At 31.6% G+C, this 13,428-nt stretch carries 14 protein-coding genes and 1 tRNA gene; 8 read left to right on the forward strand and 7 right to left on the reverse strand.

What is annotated here, in order from left to right; all coding sequences use genetic code 11:
• Window positions 1–183: 183 nt before the first annotated feature.
• Window positions 184–1,947, forward strand: a complete 1,764-nt coding sequence (locus ACFDSN_RS09385) for an aromatic amino acid hydroxylase (protein ID WP_375239592.1) — start codon at window positions 184–186, stop codon at window positions 1,945–1,947.
• 81 nt (window positions 1,948–2,028) lie between these two features.
• Here the strand turns inward: ACFDSN_RS09385 and ACFDSN_RS09390 are convergent, their stop codons facing one another.
• Entirely contained in the window at window positions 2,029–2,784 is a 756-nt protein-coding gene (locus ACFDSN_RS09390; protein ID WP_375239593.1) for an enoyl-CoA hydratase/isomerase family protein, read from the reverse strand.
• Between the two features lie 78 nt (window positions 2,785–2,862).
• Here ACFDSN_RS09390 and ACFDSN_RS09395 point away from each other — a divergent pair, with 78 nt between their 5' ends.
• Window positions 2,863–3,168, forward strand: a complete 306-nt coding sequence (locus ACFDSN_RS09395) for a rhodanese-like domain-containing protein (protein WP_375239594.1) — start codon at window positions 2,863–2,865, stop codon at window positions 3,166–3,168.
• Here ACFDSN_RS09395 and ACFDSN_RS09400 read toward each other — a convergent pair.
• From ACFDSN_RS09400 to alaS, 3 genes are read right to left on the reverse strand one after another with little or no spacing between them, the layout of a single operon-like run.
• Window positions 3,163–3,777: a DUF4230 domain-containing protein gene (locus tag ACFDSN_RS09400; protein ID WP_375239595.1), complete on the reverse strand. Its 615-nt coding sequence runs from the start codon at window positions 3,775–3,777 to the stop codon at window positions 3,163–3,165. The genes ACFDSN_RS09395 and ACFDSN_RS09400 overlap by 6 nt on opposite strands.
• Window positions 3,778–3,779: 2 nt before the next feature.
• A complete protein-coding gene (locus tag ACFDSN_RS09405) occupies window positions 3,780–4,727 on the reverse strand; it encodes a GSCFA domain-containing protein (protein WP_375239596.1) in 948 nt (315 codons plus the stop codon).
• Complete coding sequence (alaS, locus tag ACFDSN_RS09410; protein ID WP_375239597.1) at window positions 4,728–7,382, reverse strand: alanine--tRNA ligase; 2,655 nt, start codon at window positions 7,380–7,382, stop codon at window positions 4,728–4,730.
• A gap of 157 nt (window positions 7,383–7,539) precedes the next feature.
• Between alaS and ACFDSN_RS09415 the strand changes: the two genes are divergently transcribed.
• The 5 genes from ACFDSN_RS09415 to ACFDSN_RS09435 are packed head-to-tail and all read left to right on the forward strand — an operon-like array spanning window position 7,540 to window position 10,734.
• A complete protein-coding gene (locus ACFDSN_RS09415) occupies window positions 7,540–8,511 on the forward strand; it encodes a M23 family metallopeptidase (protein WP_375239598.1) in 972 nt (323 codons plus the stop codon).
• Window positions 8,511–8,840 carry a MerR family transcriptional regulator gene (locus tag ACFDSN_RS09420; protein ID WP_375239599.1) on the forward strand — a complete coding sequence of 110 codons (330 nt, stop codon included), beginning with the start codon at window positions 8,511–8,513 and terminating at the stop codon, window positions 8,838–8,840. Before ACFDSN_RS09415 ends, ACFDSN_RS09420 begins: the two co-directional genes overlap by 1 nt.
• A gap of 12 nt (window positions 8,841–8,852) precedes the next feature.
• Window positions 8,853–9,437 carry a LemA family protein gene (locus ACFDSN_RS09425; protein WP_375239600.1) on the forward strand — a complete coding sequence of 195 codons (585 nt, stop codon included), beginning with the start codon at window positions 8,853–8,855 and terminating at the stop codon, window positions 9,435–9,437.
• Window positions 9,438–9,445: 8 nt separating this feature from the next.
• On the forward strand, window positions 9,446–9,886 hold the full coding sequence (locus ACFDSN_RS09430) for a TPM domain-containing protein (protein ID WP_375239601.1): 441 nt from the start codon (window positions 9,446–9,448) through the stop codon (window positions 9,884–9,886).
• 8 nt (window positions 9,887–9,894) lie between these two features.
• Entirely contained in the window at window positions 9,895–10,734 is an 840-nt protein-coding gene (locus ACFDSN_RS09435) for a TPM domain-containing protein (RefSeq protein WP_375239602.1), read from the forward strand.
• A 27-nt stretch (window positions 10,735–10,761) separates the two neighbouring features.
• Here ACFDSN_RS09435 and pth read toward each other — a convergent pair whose 3' ends face one another.
• From pth to ACFDSN_RS09450, 3 genes are all read right to left on the reverse strand, one after another.
• Entirely contained in the window at window positions 10,762–11,379 is a 618-nt protein-coding gene (gene pth, locus ACFDSN_RS09440; RefSeq protein ID WP_375239603.1) for an aminoacyl-tRNA hydrolase, read from the reverse strand.
• A 79-nt stretch (window positions 11,380–11,458) separates the two neighbouring features.
• Window positions 11,459–12,082 carry a 50S ribosomal protein L25/general stress protein Ctc gene (locus ACFDSN_RS09445; protein WP_375239604.1) on the reverse strand — a complete coding sequence of 208 codons (624 nt, stop codon included), beginning with the start codon at window positions 12,080–12,082 and terminating at the stop codon, window positions 11,459–11,461.
• A gap of 29 nt (window positions 12,083–12,111) precedes the next feature.
• Window positions 12,112–13,053, reverse strand: a complete 942-nt coding sequence (locus ACFDSN_RS09450) for a ribose-phosphate pyrophosphokinase (RefSeq protein WP_375239605.1) — start codon at window positions 13,051–13,053, stop codon at window positions 12,112–12,114.
• 146 nt (window positions 13,054–13,199) lie between these two features.
• Between ACFDSN_RS09450 and ACFDSN_RS09455 the strand changes: the two genes are divergently transcribed.
• Window positions 13,200–13,279, forward strand: a tRNA-Leu gene (locus ACFDSN_RS09455).
• Window positions 13,280–13,428: the final 149 nt, after the last annotated feature.

Here is a 13,428-nt window from a genome sequence, read left to right on the forward strand (position 1 = left end):
GCTAGACTTAGGATCTAGTGCCGCGAGGTGTGAGAGTTCGAGTCTCTCCGCCCGTACTTTAAAAGCTTCAGTTTTTCTGAAGCTTTTTTTATTGAGTTAAGTGAAATTAAATTTTTATGACTTCACTCTAAAATATAACTGACTTATTTCTTATTTTTACAAGACCCGAAAAAGTATAAAGTTATGGCAAACTCAACTATAGAAAGCAATCCTATTTTAGATCGCTTACCTAAGCATTTAAGACAATTTATAAAACCACAAGATTACAACGATTATTCGGCTATTAATCAAGCTGTTTGGCGTTACGCTATGCGTAAAAACATAGATTATTTGAGCGAAGTAGCACATAGTTCGTACTTAGAAGGCTTAAAAAAAACGGGGATTTCTGTAGATTCTATTCCAAATATGTATGGAATGAATCGTATTTTAAAAGAAATAGGTTGGGCTGCAGTTGCTGTAGATGGCTTTATTCCGCCAAATGCTTTTATGGAATTTCAAGCCTATAATGTACTTGTAATTGCTAGTGATATTAGACAAATTGACCACATAGAATATACACCAGCACCAGATATAATTCATGAAGGTGCAGGACATGCTCCAATTATTGCAAATCCTGAATATGCAGAATATTTAAGACGTTTTGGGGAGATTGGCTGCAAAGCTATTTCATCGGCTAAAGATTATGAATTATATGAAGCTGTAAGGTATTTATCTATTATAAAAGAAGCACCTAACACACTACAAGATAAAATTGATGCTGCCGAAAAAGCTGTAGAAGATTTACAAAATGATATGGGAGAACCAAGTGAAATGGCTTTAATTAGAAATTTACACTGGTGGACTGTAGAATATGGATTAATTGGTACTGTTGAAAATCCTAAAATTTATGGTGCAGGTTTATTGAGTTCTATTGGAGAAAGCAAATGGTGTATGACGGATGAAGTAAAGAAATTACCCTATAATATTAATTCTACATTTCAGAATTTCGATATTACAAAACCGCAACCACAATTATTTGTAACACCAGATTTTGCTTTTTTAAGTCAAGTTTTAGAAAGTTTTGCCAATACTATGGCACTTAGAACTGGTGGCGTACAAGCAGTAAATAAAATTATAGCATCTAAAGCTATTGGAACTGTAGAGTTAACTACTGGTTTACAAATTTCAGGAGTTTTTACTAATAGTATTGAAACCAATGGTAAAGTTGCCTATTTACAAACTACAGGAGAAACTGCTTTATCTTATAAAAATAAAGAACTAGTTGGTCATGGAACTATAAATCATCCAGATGGTTTTGGAACTGCTTTAGGAAAACTTAAAGGTATAAACCTAGCTATTGAGGATATGAGTCCACGCGATTTACGTGCCTATGATATCTATGAAGGTGAATTAGTTACGTTTGAGTTTGAAGGTGGCGTTATTGTTAAAGGTGAGATTATTACTGGTACACGAAACTTACAAGGTAAAATTTTATTAATTAGTTTTAGAAATTGTACGGTAACTCATGGAGACACTATTTTATTTAAACCAGAATGGGGACAATACGATATGGCAGTAGGTAAAATGGTTGATTCTGGTTATTCTGGACCAGCAGATTTAAATAGTTTTAATTTAATTACACACGAAATTAGTAGTCAAACTATTAAAACTAAAAAAACACCAGAACGCATAGAATTAGAGTTGTTATATGAACAAGTAAGAGAATATAGAAATAAACAAACAGCTTCAGCTTCTATCTCTAACATTTTAGATTGCTTAAAGACAAATCATCCTAACGATTGGTTATTAGCTGTAGAGTTATACGAACTATCCGTTAAGTTTAATAAAACAGATTTAGCTAAAGCTACTTTAGACTATTTAGAAATTTTAAAGGGTAAACGACCTGACGTATCCCATTTAATAGCTGATGGCATTAAAATAGCAGATGCAGATTTAGTCTTGAATTAAATTTTGATAATTGTAAAAAAGCATCAAAACTGTAAAATTAATAGTTCTGATGCTTTTTTGTATTTATACATCTATGAGCTATTAATTTACAAATCCAGCTAATTTCTTCTTAGTAAAATTACTTAAAACTAAGGTTCCGCTTATTTTAGCGCGTTCTATTAATAGTTTATCCCAATGGTTATAATCTTGCCATAGCACGTTTTTCATTTGTAATAAAGCCTCAGGATTATAACTTGATAATTTTGTGGCTAGTTCTAAAACAGATTCATCTAACTCATCTACAGAATCAAAAACATTAGCATATAATTTATTTGCTTTAGCATAAGTTACATCGTAAAATTGCTCCGCATTAATAGTCATTTCAGACATTGCTGTTTGTCCCATTTTACGTGAAACTGCGGGTTCAATAACAAACGGCCCAATACCAATACTTAACTCGCTTAACTTTATTGCGGCATATTTAGTTGCCAAAGTATAATCGCAAGCTGCTGCTAAACCAACGCCTCCACCAACTGCTTTCCCTTGAATGCGTCCTATTATTAATTTTGGACATTTACGCATTGCATTTATTACGTTGGCAAAACCAGAAAAAAAAGCTTTTCCCGTTTCCATATCGGTAATAGACATAAGCTCGTCAAAACTTGCTCCAGCACAAAAGGTTCTATCTCCAGCACTTTTTAACACAACAACTTTAACATCTTGATCTCGTCCAGCTTCTTCAATTGTTTCAACTAATAATTGTAATAAATCGCTTGGTAAAGCATTATGTGATGGATTACAAAACTCTACAGTTCCAATGTTATTTTTAGTGGTTAATCTAACGTATGCTTCTGCCATTTTATCTATTGTTCTAATTTTAGGTTAAAGATAATTAATTTAATTTCCTTTTTAATAGCTTTGGTAAAAAAGCAGACTATGGGATTTTTAGAGTTTATTTTTGGGGCGAAAAAAAGACAAGTTAAAAACTTTCTAAATCGTAATGCTATTATTTTAGATGTTAGAACAAATAAAGAATATAATAGCGGACACATAAAAGATAGCTTACACATTCCTTTAAACGATTTACATAATAATGTAGATAGATTAAAAGCTTACAACAAACCTTTTATTGTATGTTGTCAAAGTGGTATTAGAAGTGCTAAAGCTTCAAAATTCCTTAATCTAAATAATATTGAAGCCACAAATGGTGGCGGATGGATTAGTTTAAAAACTAAACTATAATTTTAAAGCTTCTAATTCCAATGTGTTAGAAATAAGTGTTTCATTATATTTTAAAGTCCAGCCTAAAGAATTAGTTAAAATATAAAACTTAGATAACTCACTAATTAGCCTGTTTTTAGCATTTATTCTAATATCCGATGCGTTAATTTTCTCTGCCAATTCCTTTCTAACATTTCGTTTTATAGTGTTATAATCTTCTGCTTTAAAAGGGTTTAAATAATCTGCTTGAATATCGTAATATTCAAAATCTGGATTAACATTTAGCTCCTCAGCTGGAATATAAGTTATGGTTAGTGTTTTTGTAGTTTCGTCTACATTATATTCTATTTTACTTAAGTCGTAAGCAATAGTAACATCTACATTTACAACCACTAAGGCTTTTTTTTCTGTATCTATTAAATTTCCAAAAAGAGCTTTAGAACTTTTATAGTTATAAACTTGACTAAAATGACCTTCGGTAACCACTAATTTTCCAACATTTTTTAATTCTTTTTGGATTAATGCTGAATTAGCCACCAATTGAGTTTCTTCGGATTTTTTTATTGAGAAATACTGAAAACTAACCACTGCCAATAAAGCAACTACGATACCAAATAAAATATTTTTCATCTTTAAAATGTAATAGAATGTTTTTCTTTTAAACTCGCTTTTTTCAGCTCCAAATCACTTAAAAATTTCTTATGCGCTAAAGAATTTTCATTAAAAGGTTTATGGTTTAATCCTTTTTGAATAACCTCAACGTCTTTGATAATAACTTGAGTTGCGTTAGAAATCCATACATCTAAAAAACATTCCCAAATATAATTAATAGCGATTTTATTTGGATGAAGCATATCATCATTATAAAAACGATAATCCCTTAACTCGTCCATTACAATTTCATAAGACGGAAAATAAGAAGTGTTTTTAATTAAATTAACCACAGAATGAATTCCAGAAATTAAATGTGCCTTACTTATTGTATTCTCTACAAAACCATCTTTTATATGCCTTACAGGCGAAACCGTAAATACAAACTGGACATTAGAATTTATAGATTGAATATGAGTTATACAATTTTGAAGTGATTGAGAAATTTCTTCAGCTGAAAGTAATATTTTATCAAATTGATGTTGTGGAGCTTTATGGCAGTTAGCAACTATTTTAGTTGATGATTTATGCTTATAAACCCAAGAGGTTCCTAAAGTAATTATAACGTGAGTTGCGGTTTCTAATTGATGTTTTGTTTGTTCTAGTTTAGAGTTTAAATTAGAAACTAAGTCTGATGACTTTAAACCATTTAATTTTGAATGCGCATCAAAACATTGAAACTGTTCGTTTAACTCAAATATTTCTTTCTCTGAATACTTATATTCAGAAATCGATTTTTCAATAAGACTTTCTATGGCTTTAACGTGAAATAAAATTCCAAATGGATTACTGAATGTATTAAACTTGCTATAAACAAATTTCCCTCCAATATGTTCTGAAAAACAAGACCCAAATAATACTATTTTACTGTTATAGTCAATAGTATTTTGACTTACAGGTTTTAGTGGTATTTGGGTTTGTAGTTTCATTTATTGAATATACTTCTTAACATCAAGAATAGCATCTGCTATACCTTCTGGTTTCTTTCCTCCTGCAGTTGCAAAAAATGGTTGTCCGCCGCCGCCGCCTTGAATGTGTTTTCCTAATTCTCTTACAACTTGTCCTGCATTTAAACCTCTATCCGCTACTAGTTCTTTAGAAACATAACAAGATAAAATGGCTTTTCCATTATTTTCGGCACCAAACAATAAGAATAAATTAGTGTATTGACTTCCTAATTCAAAACATAAATCTTTAATTCCTCCAGCATCTAAATCTATTTGCTTAGCTAAGAATGCAATTCCATTTTCTTCTACAATTTTAGACTGTAAGTCGCCTTTAAGATTTTTAGCTTTATCTTTTAAAAGTTTTTCAATTTCCTTTTTTAATGCAGAGTTTTCATCCTGTAATGCTACAATAGATTTTACAGGTTCTTTTGTGTTATTTAGTAATGATTTAATAGAAACTAACTCATTATCTATAGTCTCAAAATAATCTTTAACCGCATCGTTAGTTATTGCTTCTATTCTTCTAATTCCTGAAGCTACTGCGCCTTCACTTGTAATCTTAAAATGCCAAATATCAGACGTGTTTTTCACGTGTGTTCCTCCACAAAGCTCTATAGATTGACCAAACTTTATGGTTCTAACTGTATCTCCATATTTTTCACCAAATAAAGCCATTGCGCCTTCGTCTAAAGCTTGCTCCATTATAGCTTTTCTATTTTCTTGTAACTCTAATTTTCCCGCAATACGTGCGTTTACAAAATCTTCTACATCTTGTAATTGTTCGTTGGTAACTTTAGAGAAGTGAGAGAAATCAAAACGTAAATATTTAGAATGTACACTACTTCCTTTTTGCTCTACGTGCGTTCCTAAAACCTCACGTAATGCTTGGTGTAGTAAATGTGTTGCAGAGTGATTACAATCAGTTCTAAAACGTTGTTTTACATCTACAACAGCTTTAAATGTTTTATTAAGATCCTTTGGTAACGTTTTAGTTATATGAATAATTACGTTATTTTCCCTTTTAGTATCTATAATATAAACGACATCGCCATTTGGAACTTCTAAATAACCTTTGTCTCCAACTTGTCCTCCACCTTCGGCATAAAAAGGTGTTAAATTAAATACTAATTGAAATAATTCCCCATCTTTTTTAGAGGTTACTTTTCTATATTTAGCGAGAGTCACATTAGCTTCTAAAATATCGTAACCAATAAATTCTTGCTCACTATCTTCTTTTACAGTAATCCAATCGTCCGATTTTAAAGAAGATGATTCTCTACCTCTATTTTTTTGCTTCTCTAACTCAGCATTAAATTCTTCTTTATTATAAGAAAAATCTTTTTCGCGTAAAATTAATTCCGTTAAATCTTCAGGAAAACCATAAGTATCTTTTAATTCAAAAACTTTAGCTCCAGAAATTTCTTTCCCTTTTGTTGTTTCTACTATCCTATCTAATAGTAATAAACCTTGATCTAAAGTTCGTAAAAAAGAAGTTTCTTCTTCACGAATAACATTTTCGATAAGTTGTTTTTGGCTTTTAAGTTCTGGAAAAGCATCGCCCATTTTAACACTAAGCACTTCAACTAACCTATAAATAAAAGGCTCTTTTGTATTTAAGAATGTAAAACCGTAACGTACCGCACGACGTAAAATCCTTCTAATAACATATCCCGCACCAGTATTACTTGGTAATTGTCCATCTGCAATAGAAAAAGCTACCGCACGTACATGATCTGAAACAACCCGAATAGCAATATCTATTTTATCTTTATCTGAAAGTATTTTTGCTTGTGTTAAATCTTCTGTAGAACCAGTATATTCTTTGTTTGTAATAGTTTCAATCTCACGAATTATAGGCGTAAAGACATCTGTATCATAATTAGACTTTACATCTTGCATTACCATACATAAACGTTCAAAACCCATTCCTGTATCAATATGCTTGCTAGGTAAAGGCTCTAAATTTCCATTAGCTTTGCGGTTGTATTCCATAAATACTAAATTCCAAACCTCAACTACTTGTGGATGATCTTGGTTAACTAAAGTTTTACCATCTACAGCAGCTTTTTCTTCTGGTGTTCTAATATCAACATGAATTTCACTACAAGGACCACAAGGACCTTGTTCTCCCATTTCCCAAAAATTATCTTTTTTATTTCCTTTTAAAATTCGGTCTTCACTTATATATTTTATCCAAATATTATAAGCTTCCATATCCATTCCAAGATTATCAGAATCATCACTACCTTCAAAAACAGTAACATACAGAATATCTTTATCTATCTTATAAACTTCGGTTAATAATTCCCAAGCCCAAGCAATAGCTTCTTCTTTAAAATAATCGCCAAAACTCCAATTACCCAGCATTTCAAACAAGGTATGATGGTAAGTATCATAACCAACCTCTTCTAAATCGTTATGTTTTCCAGAAACACGTAAACATTTTTGACTATCTGTTAAGCGTGAATTTTGTGGCTGAGAGTTTCCCAAAAAATACTCTTTAAAAGGAGCCATTCCTGAATTAACAAACATTAATGTAGGATCATTTTTTAACACCATTGGAGCAGATGGTACAATACCATGCTTCTTAGATTCAAAAAAAGATAAAAATGCTTTACGTATGTCTTGAGATTTCATAATTTGAAATAAAAACACTTAGTTTTCACTAAGTTGGAATGAATATTTAGTTTTTTACAATTAACACAATTTACAATTAAAATAAATTGATTAAATTGTGCGTTTACAAATCTAATACAATCTATAAACTAAACACAAAAATAGTATATTTTAAACAATGAGTAAAGTAAAATATTATTATGATTCTGACACTTTAGCATACAGGAAGATAGAGCGTAAAACAGGCAAAACTTTACTACGTGTTTTAAGGTTTTTGTTTGCAGCTTCATTATTCGCTTTACTATTTGTTTTTATTGCTGGTAGATATATAGATTCGCCTGAAGAAAAAGCATTAAGACGAGAGCTATCTAATATGCAACTACAATACAATGTTCTTAATAAAAAAATGAACGAAGCTGAAGCTGTATTGGCTAATGTAGAAAAACGAGATAATAATATTTACCGTGTTTATTTTGAAGCAAACCCTATTCCCGAGGAACAACGCTTGGCTGGTTTTGGTGGTGTAAACCGTTATAAAAAACTAGAAGGTTACGATAATTCTAAACTTATAAAAAACACATCTCAACGTTTAGACCAATTACAAAAACGTATTGTTGTTCAGTCTAAATCTTTAGATGAAATAAAAATAATGGCTGAAGACAAAGAGAAGTTGTTAGCTGCTATTCCAGCCATACAACCTGTAAGTAACGAGGAATTAACTCGAATGGCTTCTGGCTATGGTTATAGAAGTGATCCTTTCACCAAAGTAAGAAAATTCCATTATGGAATGGATTTTACAGCTCCAAGAGGTACGCCAATTTACGCAAGTGGCGATGGAATTGTTGAAAGAGCAGATAATAAATCTTCTGGCTACGGAAATCATATTAGAATAGACCATGGTTATGGTTACGTCTCATTATATGCTCATCTGTATAAATATAATATAAGAAAAAATCAACGTGTAAAACGTGGAGATTTAATAGGTTTTGTTGGTAGTACAGGACGAAGTGAAGCACCACATTTACACTATGAAGTATTTAAAGACGGAGAGAGAATTAACCCTATTAATTTTTATTACGGAAGTTTATCTGCCGAAGAATTCAATTCAATGCTAGAAAGTGCTACTTTAGAAAACGAATCTTTAGACTAATGGAGCTAAACTTACCCGAGAGACGTTACTATGCCATTGGAGAAGTTGCTAAAGCTTTTGGAGTGAATACTTCTTTAATTAGGTTTTGGGAGAAGGAATTTGACATTCTTAAGCCAAAAAAAAATGCAAAAGGAAATAGAAAATTTACCCCAGAAGATATAAAAAACCTTAAATTCATACATCATTTAGTTAAAGAACGAGGATTTACTTTAGAAGGCGCTAAAACTCATCTTAAAGAAAAAAAAGACAAAGCACTTAGTAAATTTGATGTTATTGCAAAATTAGAACACGTTAAATCAGAATTAATCAACATAAAAAATCATCTTTAAAATCATAAAAAAATGAAAAAATTTTTAATACCAATAGTTGTTATAGCATTATTAGGGATTTGGATAATGAACTCTTATAATGGACTCGTAGGAAAGGAGGAAAATGTTAGTGAATCTTGGGCCAAAGTAGAAAGCGCTTATCAGCGTAGAACAGATTTGTATAGTAATATTGTTAAAACTGTACAAGCATCGGCAGATTTTGAAAGAAAAACATTAAACGAAGTTATAGAAGCTAGGTCTAGAGCAACATCTATAGAAATTAATGTAGATGATTTAACACCAGAAAATATTGCAAAATTTCAAAATGCACAAAGTCAATTTAGTGGACGTTTTAGCAGGTTATTAGCCACTTTTGAACGTTATCCAGATTTAAAAACCACAGGAGCTTTTAAGGAATTTATGGCACAACAAGAAGGTACTGAAAATAGAATTAACGTTGCTAGAGATCGTTTTAATGAGTCTGCAAAATTATTTAATGTTACAGTTAGAAAATTTCCAGCAACACTAATTGCATCTACATTTGGTTTTGAAAAGAAAGCATATTTTGAAGCTGAAGAAGGTTCTGAAAAAGCACCAGATGTAAATTTTGAATTTTAGCATCTAGAATGAGTAACAAAGTTGAACAATTTTTAACCGCTACAGAAGAGCAAACTATTGTTGATGCTATAATAAAAGCAGAACAGTTAACTTCTGGAGAAATACGCGTACATATTGAAGCAAATTGCAACGGAAATATTGACGCAAGAATTATTGAAATCTTTGAAACTTTACAAATGCACCAAACTGCAGAACGCAATGGCGTAATTATTTATGTAGCTGTTTTAGATAAAGCTTTTGCAATTTATGGTGATGATGGTATTAATAGAAAAGTAGATTTAGAGTTTTGGAACTCAACTAAAGATATTATGCAAAACCATTTTAAATCTGGAGAGTTCACAAAAGGTATAACCCAAGGAATTATTAAAGCTGGAGAAGAATTAAGTCGATTTTTTCCGTGCTTAGATTCTGATACAGATGAGCTGCCAAATACTATTTCTAAAGGTTAATATTATATATGCTAAATCGAGTATTAAAAAGTAATTACAAAAAGCGTCTCAAAACACTATTATTTGAAACGCTAATTTTATGCGCTCTATTTAGCACAAGCATAACACTTGGTCAATTTGAAATTCCAAAAATTCCAAATAAACAAACTTCAGTATATGATTATATTGGATTATTAAACAACAACCAAAAACTACGTTTAGAGCAAGATCTAATTAGATATTCAGATTCTACATCTACTCAAATAGTAGTTGCAATAATTAGCTCTACAAAAGGAGAAAACATAAATTATTTAGCGGCAAATTGGGGTGAAAAGTGGGGCATTGGAGATGCCGAAAAAGACAATGGGATTTTAATTCTGTTGGCAAAAAATGATAAAAAAATAACTATAAGTACTGGAAGAGGAACAGAACATTTACTTACAGATGCTATGTGTAAACGTATTATTGACCAAGCAATAATCCCTCAATTTAAAAAAAACAACTACTATAAAGGCTTACAAATTGGTGTTGCAACTATTTACATGATTATGAATGGTGAATACAAAAACACAAATTCTGGTAATTCTGATTTTCCAGTCGGCTTTGTAATCTTTATATTCTTTGTCTTTATTATTATTATAATTGCACTTAGCAAAAAAAATAATGGTAGCGACAACCACAACGGAAAACATTTTAGACGCGATTCTGGTAGCAGTATTCTAGACGCCATAATACTAAGCAATATGGGAAGAAGTTCTGGTGGCGGATGGAGTTCTGGAAGTAGTGGCGGAAGTTTTGGCGGCGGCGGATTCTCAGGAGGTTTTGGTGGCGGAAGTTTTGGTGGTGGCGGTGCTTCTGGTGGCTGGTAAGTTTATACTATTTATAAAGTCGAATCACTACTTACCATTAAATGTATTCATTGTATTGTTAATTCCAGCTAATCCAAAAGATTTAATAGCTTCTACACATTTATCTAAACGTTCTGGTAATTCTGCATTTTCAATATCTGTCCATTCTCCTAAAACGTAATCTACTTGTCTTCCTTTAGAAAACTCATCGCTTATACCAAACCTAAAACGGTTGTAGTTTGAAGTTTGAAGTTTATCCTGTGTATCCTTTAAACCGTTGTGTCCACCAGCGCTACCTTTCATTTTAATACGAAGACTTCCAAAAGACAAATTTAAATCGTCTGTAATCACTAATAAATTCTCTAATGGAATATTTTCCTTATCCATCCAATACTTAATAGCTTTACCACTTAAATTCATATAAGTACTTGGCTTAAGTAGTACAAAAGTTCTTCCTTTTAACTTATAGGTAGCTTTATCTCCTAGCTTAGCCGTATTAAAAGTAACGTCTTCATTTTTAGCTAAATGGTCTAATATTTTAAAACCAATATTGTGTCTTGTATTAGTATACTCACTACCAATATTACCTAAACCAACAATTAAAAACTTCTTCATATCTATTTCTTCTGGAGTTTCTCCAAATAATGTTTTAAGCCAATTAAACATAAATTATACCATTTCTTCAAAAGTAAAAAAGCATCCTGAATTAACAGAATGCTTTTTATAAAATATTTGAAAAGCTTGATTATTCAGCTGCTGCTTCTGGAGTTGCTTCTCCTTCAGCTGCTTCTGCTCCTTCTTCTTCTTCTTCGTCATCAACAGAAGTACGAGAACGTCTAACTTGACATACAACAGTATTATCTGGATGCATAAATCTATATGCATCATTCTCTAATGTTGTAATATATAATTTACTACCAATTTTAAGAGGTGTAATATCTGCAGTAATTACATCTGGTAAGTTACCAGGAATTGCTTTTACACGTAAACTACGTTTGTTTTTACGTAAAACACCACCATTTTTAACACCTTTAGAACTTCCAATAAATTCTACAGGAATATCCATTACCACTTCCTTATCTGGGAAAGTTTGATAGAAATCTACGTGTAAAATTCTGTCTGTTACTGGGTGAAATTGAATATCTTGTAAGATAGCGTCAATTTTAGTTCCATCTTCTAAAGCAATCACAACTGTGTGCGCGTTAGGAGTGTATACTAATCCTGCAAAAGCTAATTCAGTTGCTGAGAAATGTACTGTTTTGTCTCCTCCGTATACTACGCAAGGAACCTGGCCAGCATTACGTAAGGCTTGAGTTGCTTTCTTACCTACGCTTTCTCTTTGAGATCCGTTAATTGTAATTGATTTCATTGTTATTTATTATTGATTATTAATATAATTTACATTAAAAACTTGTTACTGATCGATTTATTGAAATGTACATTTTGCATCACTTCACCAAATAAATCGGCGCAAGATAAAACTTTTATTTTTGAACTCGTTTGTTTTAAAGGAATAGAATCTGTTACAATTAATTCTTCTAATTTCGAATTCTCTAAACGCTCGTATGCACTTCCAGATAAAATTGGATGTGTACAAATTGCTCTTACACTTAAAGCGCCACGCTCCATCATTAAATCTGCAGCCTTAGTAAGTGTTCCAGCAGTATCTACCATATCATCTACCAATACAACGTTTTTACCTGTAACATCTCCAATTAATTCCATGTGAGAAATTACATTGGCTTTTGCTCGTTGCTTATAACAAATTACAACATCACTTTCTAACGCTTTAGAATAAGCGTATGCACGCTTGGATCCACCCATATCTGGAGAAGCTATTGTTAAATTATCCAAATTTAAACTTCTTAGGTATGGTAAAAAGATTGTTGATGCAAATAAATGATCTACCGGCTTCTCAAAAAATCCTTGGATTTGATCTGCGTGTAAGTCCATTGTAATAATTCTTGTCGCTCCAGCTGTTTCCAACATTTTTGCAACTAACTTAGCAGCAATTGGAACTCTTGGCTTATCTTTTCTGTCTTGACGAGCCCAACCAAAATAAGGCATCACTGCTGTTATATGTCTTGCAGATGCACGCTTAGCAGCATCTATCATTAACAACATTTCCATTAAATTCTCACTACTTGGATTTGTAGATCCAATAATAAAAACACGATCACCACGAATAGATTCTTCATATGAAGGTTGAAACTCACCATCACTATAAGTTGAAGTAATCACGTTTCCTAATTTACTTCCGAAAGCTTTTGCAATTTTCTCTGCTAGAGCTCTACTTTGAGTACAAGTAAATATTTTGGCTTCGATATTTGGAGTCGACATCTTAATTAATTGTTTTACAACACTTAAGGTGTTGTTAATTTTTAATTGGATGCAAATTTATGATTTTTTTTAAAGTATGTAAGTTTAAAACTGTTTTATTTTGCTTTAAATCGCAAAATTAGATTATTTTTACACTCCCAAAACACGCTCAAGTGGTGGAATTGGTAGACACGTCGGATTCAAAATCCGATTCTTCGGAGTGCGGGTTCGATTCCCGCCTTGAGTACAAAACCTTTTTAAAACATCTGTTTTAAAAAGGTTTTTTTATTCTATATATTATCTATACCAATTTTAAGAATTCTTTTTTTATCTCTTTATTACCTTTTCCATAAACCCAAGCAATTTGACCTAATTGTCCTATAATTTTTATAGAAT

Source organism: Aurantibacter sp., from assembly GCF_042094015.1.
Classification (GTDB): domain Bacteria; phylum Bacteroidota; class Bacteroidia; order Flavobacteriales; family Flavobacteriaceae; genus Aurantibacter.

Coding starts and splice junctions, on each gene's coding strand:
- ACFDSN_RS09390 (WP_375239593.1), bottom strand. CDS start 2,784: ATGGCAGAAGCATACGTTAGATTAACCACTAAAAATAACATTGGAACT.
- pth (WP_375239603.1), bottom strand. CDS start 11,379: ATGTTTAATTGGCTTAAAACATTATTTGGAGAAACTCCAGAAGAAATA.
- ACFDSN_RS09425 (WP_375239600.1), top strand. CDS start 8,853: ATGAAAAAATTTTTAATACCAATAGTTGTTATAGCATTATTAGGGATT.
- ACFDSN_RS09450 (WP_375239605.1), bottom strand. CDS start 13,053: ATGTCGACTCCAAATATCGAAGCCAAAATATTTACTTGTACTCAAAGT.
- ACFDSN_RS09385 (WP_375239592.1), top strand. CDS start 184: ATGGCAAACTCAACTATAGAAAGCAATCCTATTTTAGATCGCTTACCT.
- ACFDSN_RS09435 (WP_375239602.1), top strand. CDS start 9,895: ATGCTAAATCGAGTATTAAAAAGTAATTACAAAAAGCGTCTCAAAACA.
- ACFDSN_RS09415 (WP_375239598.1), top strand. CDS start 7,540: ATGAGTAAAGTAAAATATTATTATGATTCTGACACTTTAGCATACAGG.
- ACFDSN_RS09395 (WP_375239594.1), top strand. CDS start 2,863: ATGGGATTTTTAGAGTTTATTTTTGGGGCGAAAAAAAGACAAGTTAAA.
- ACFDSN_RS09405 (WP_375239596.1), bottom strand. CDS start 4,727: ATGAAACTACAAACCCAAATACCACTAAAACCTGTAAGTCAAAATACT.
- alaS (WP_375239597.1), bottom strand. CDS start 7,382: ATGAAATCTCAAGACATACGTAAAGCATTTTTATCTTTTTTTGAATCT.
- ACFDSN_RS09400 (WP_375239595.1), bottom strand. CDS start 3,777: ATGAAAAATATTTTATTTGGTATCGTAGTTGCTTTATTGGCAGTGGTT.
- ACFDSN_RS09445 (WP_375239604.1), bottom strand. CDS start 12,082: ATGAAATCAATTACAATTAACGGATCTCAAAGAGAAAGCGTAGGTAAG.
- ACFDSN_RS09430 (WP_375239601.1), top strand. CDS start 9,446: ATGAGTAACAAAGTTGAACAATTTTTAACCGCTACAGAAGAGCAAACT.
- ACFDSN_RS09420 (WP_375239599.1), top strand. CDS start 8,511: ATGGAGCTAAACTTACCCGAGAGACGTTACTATGCCATTGGAGAAGTT.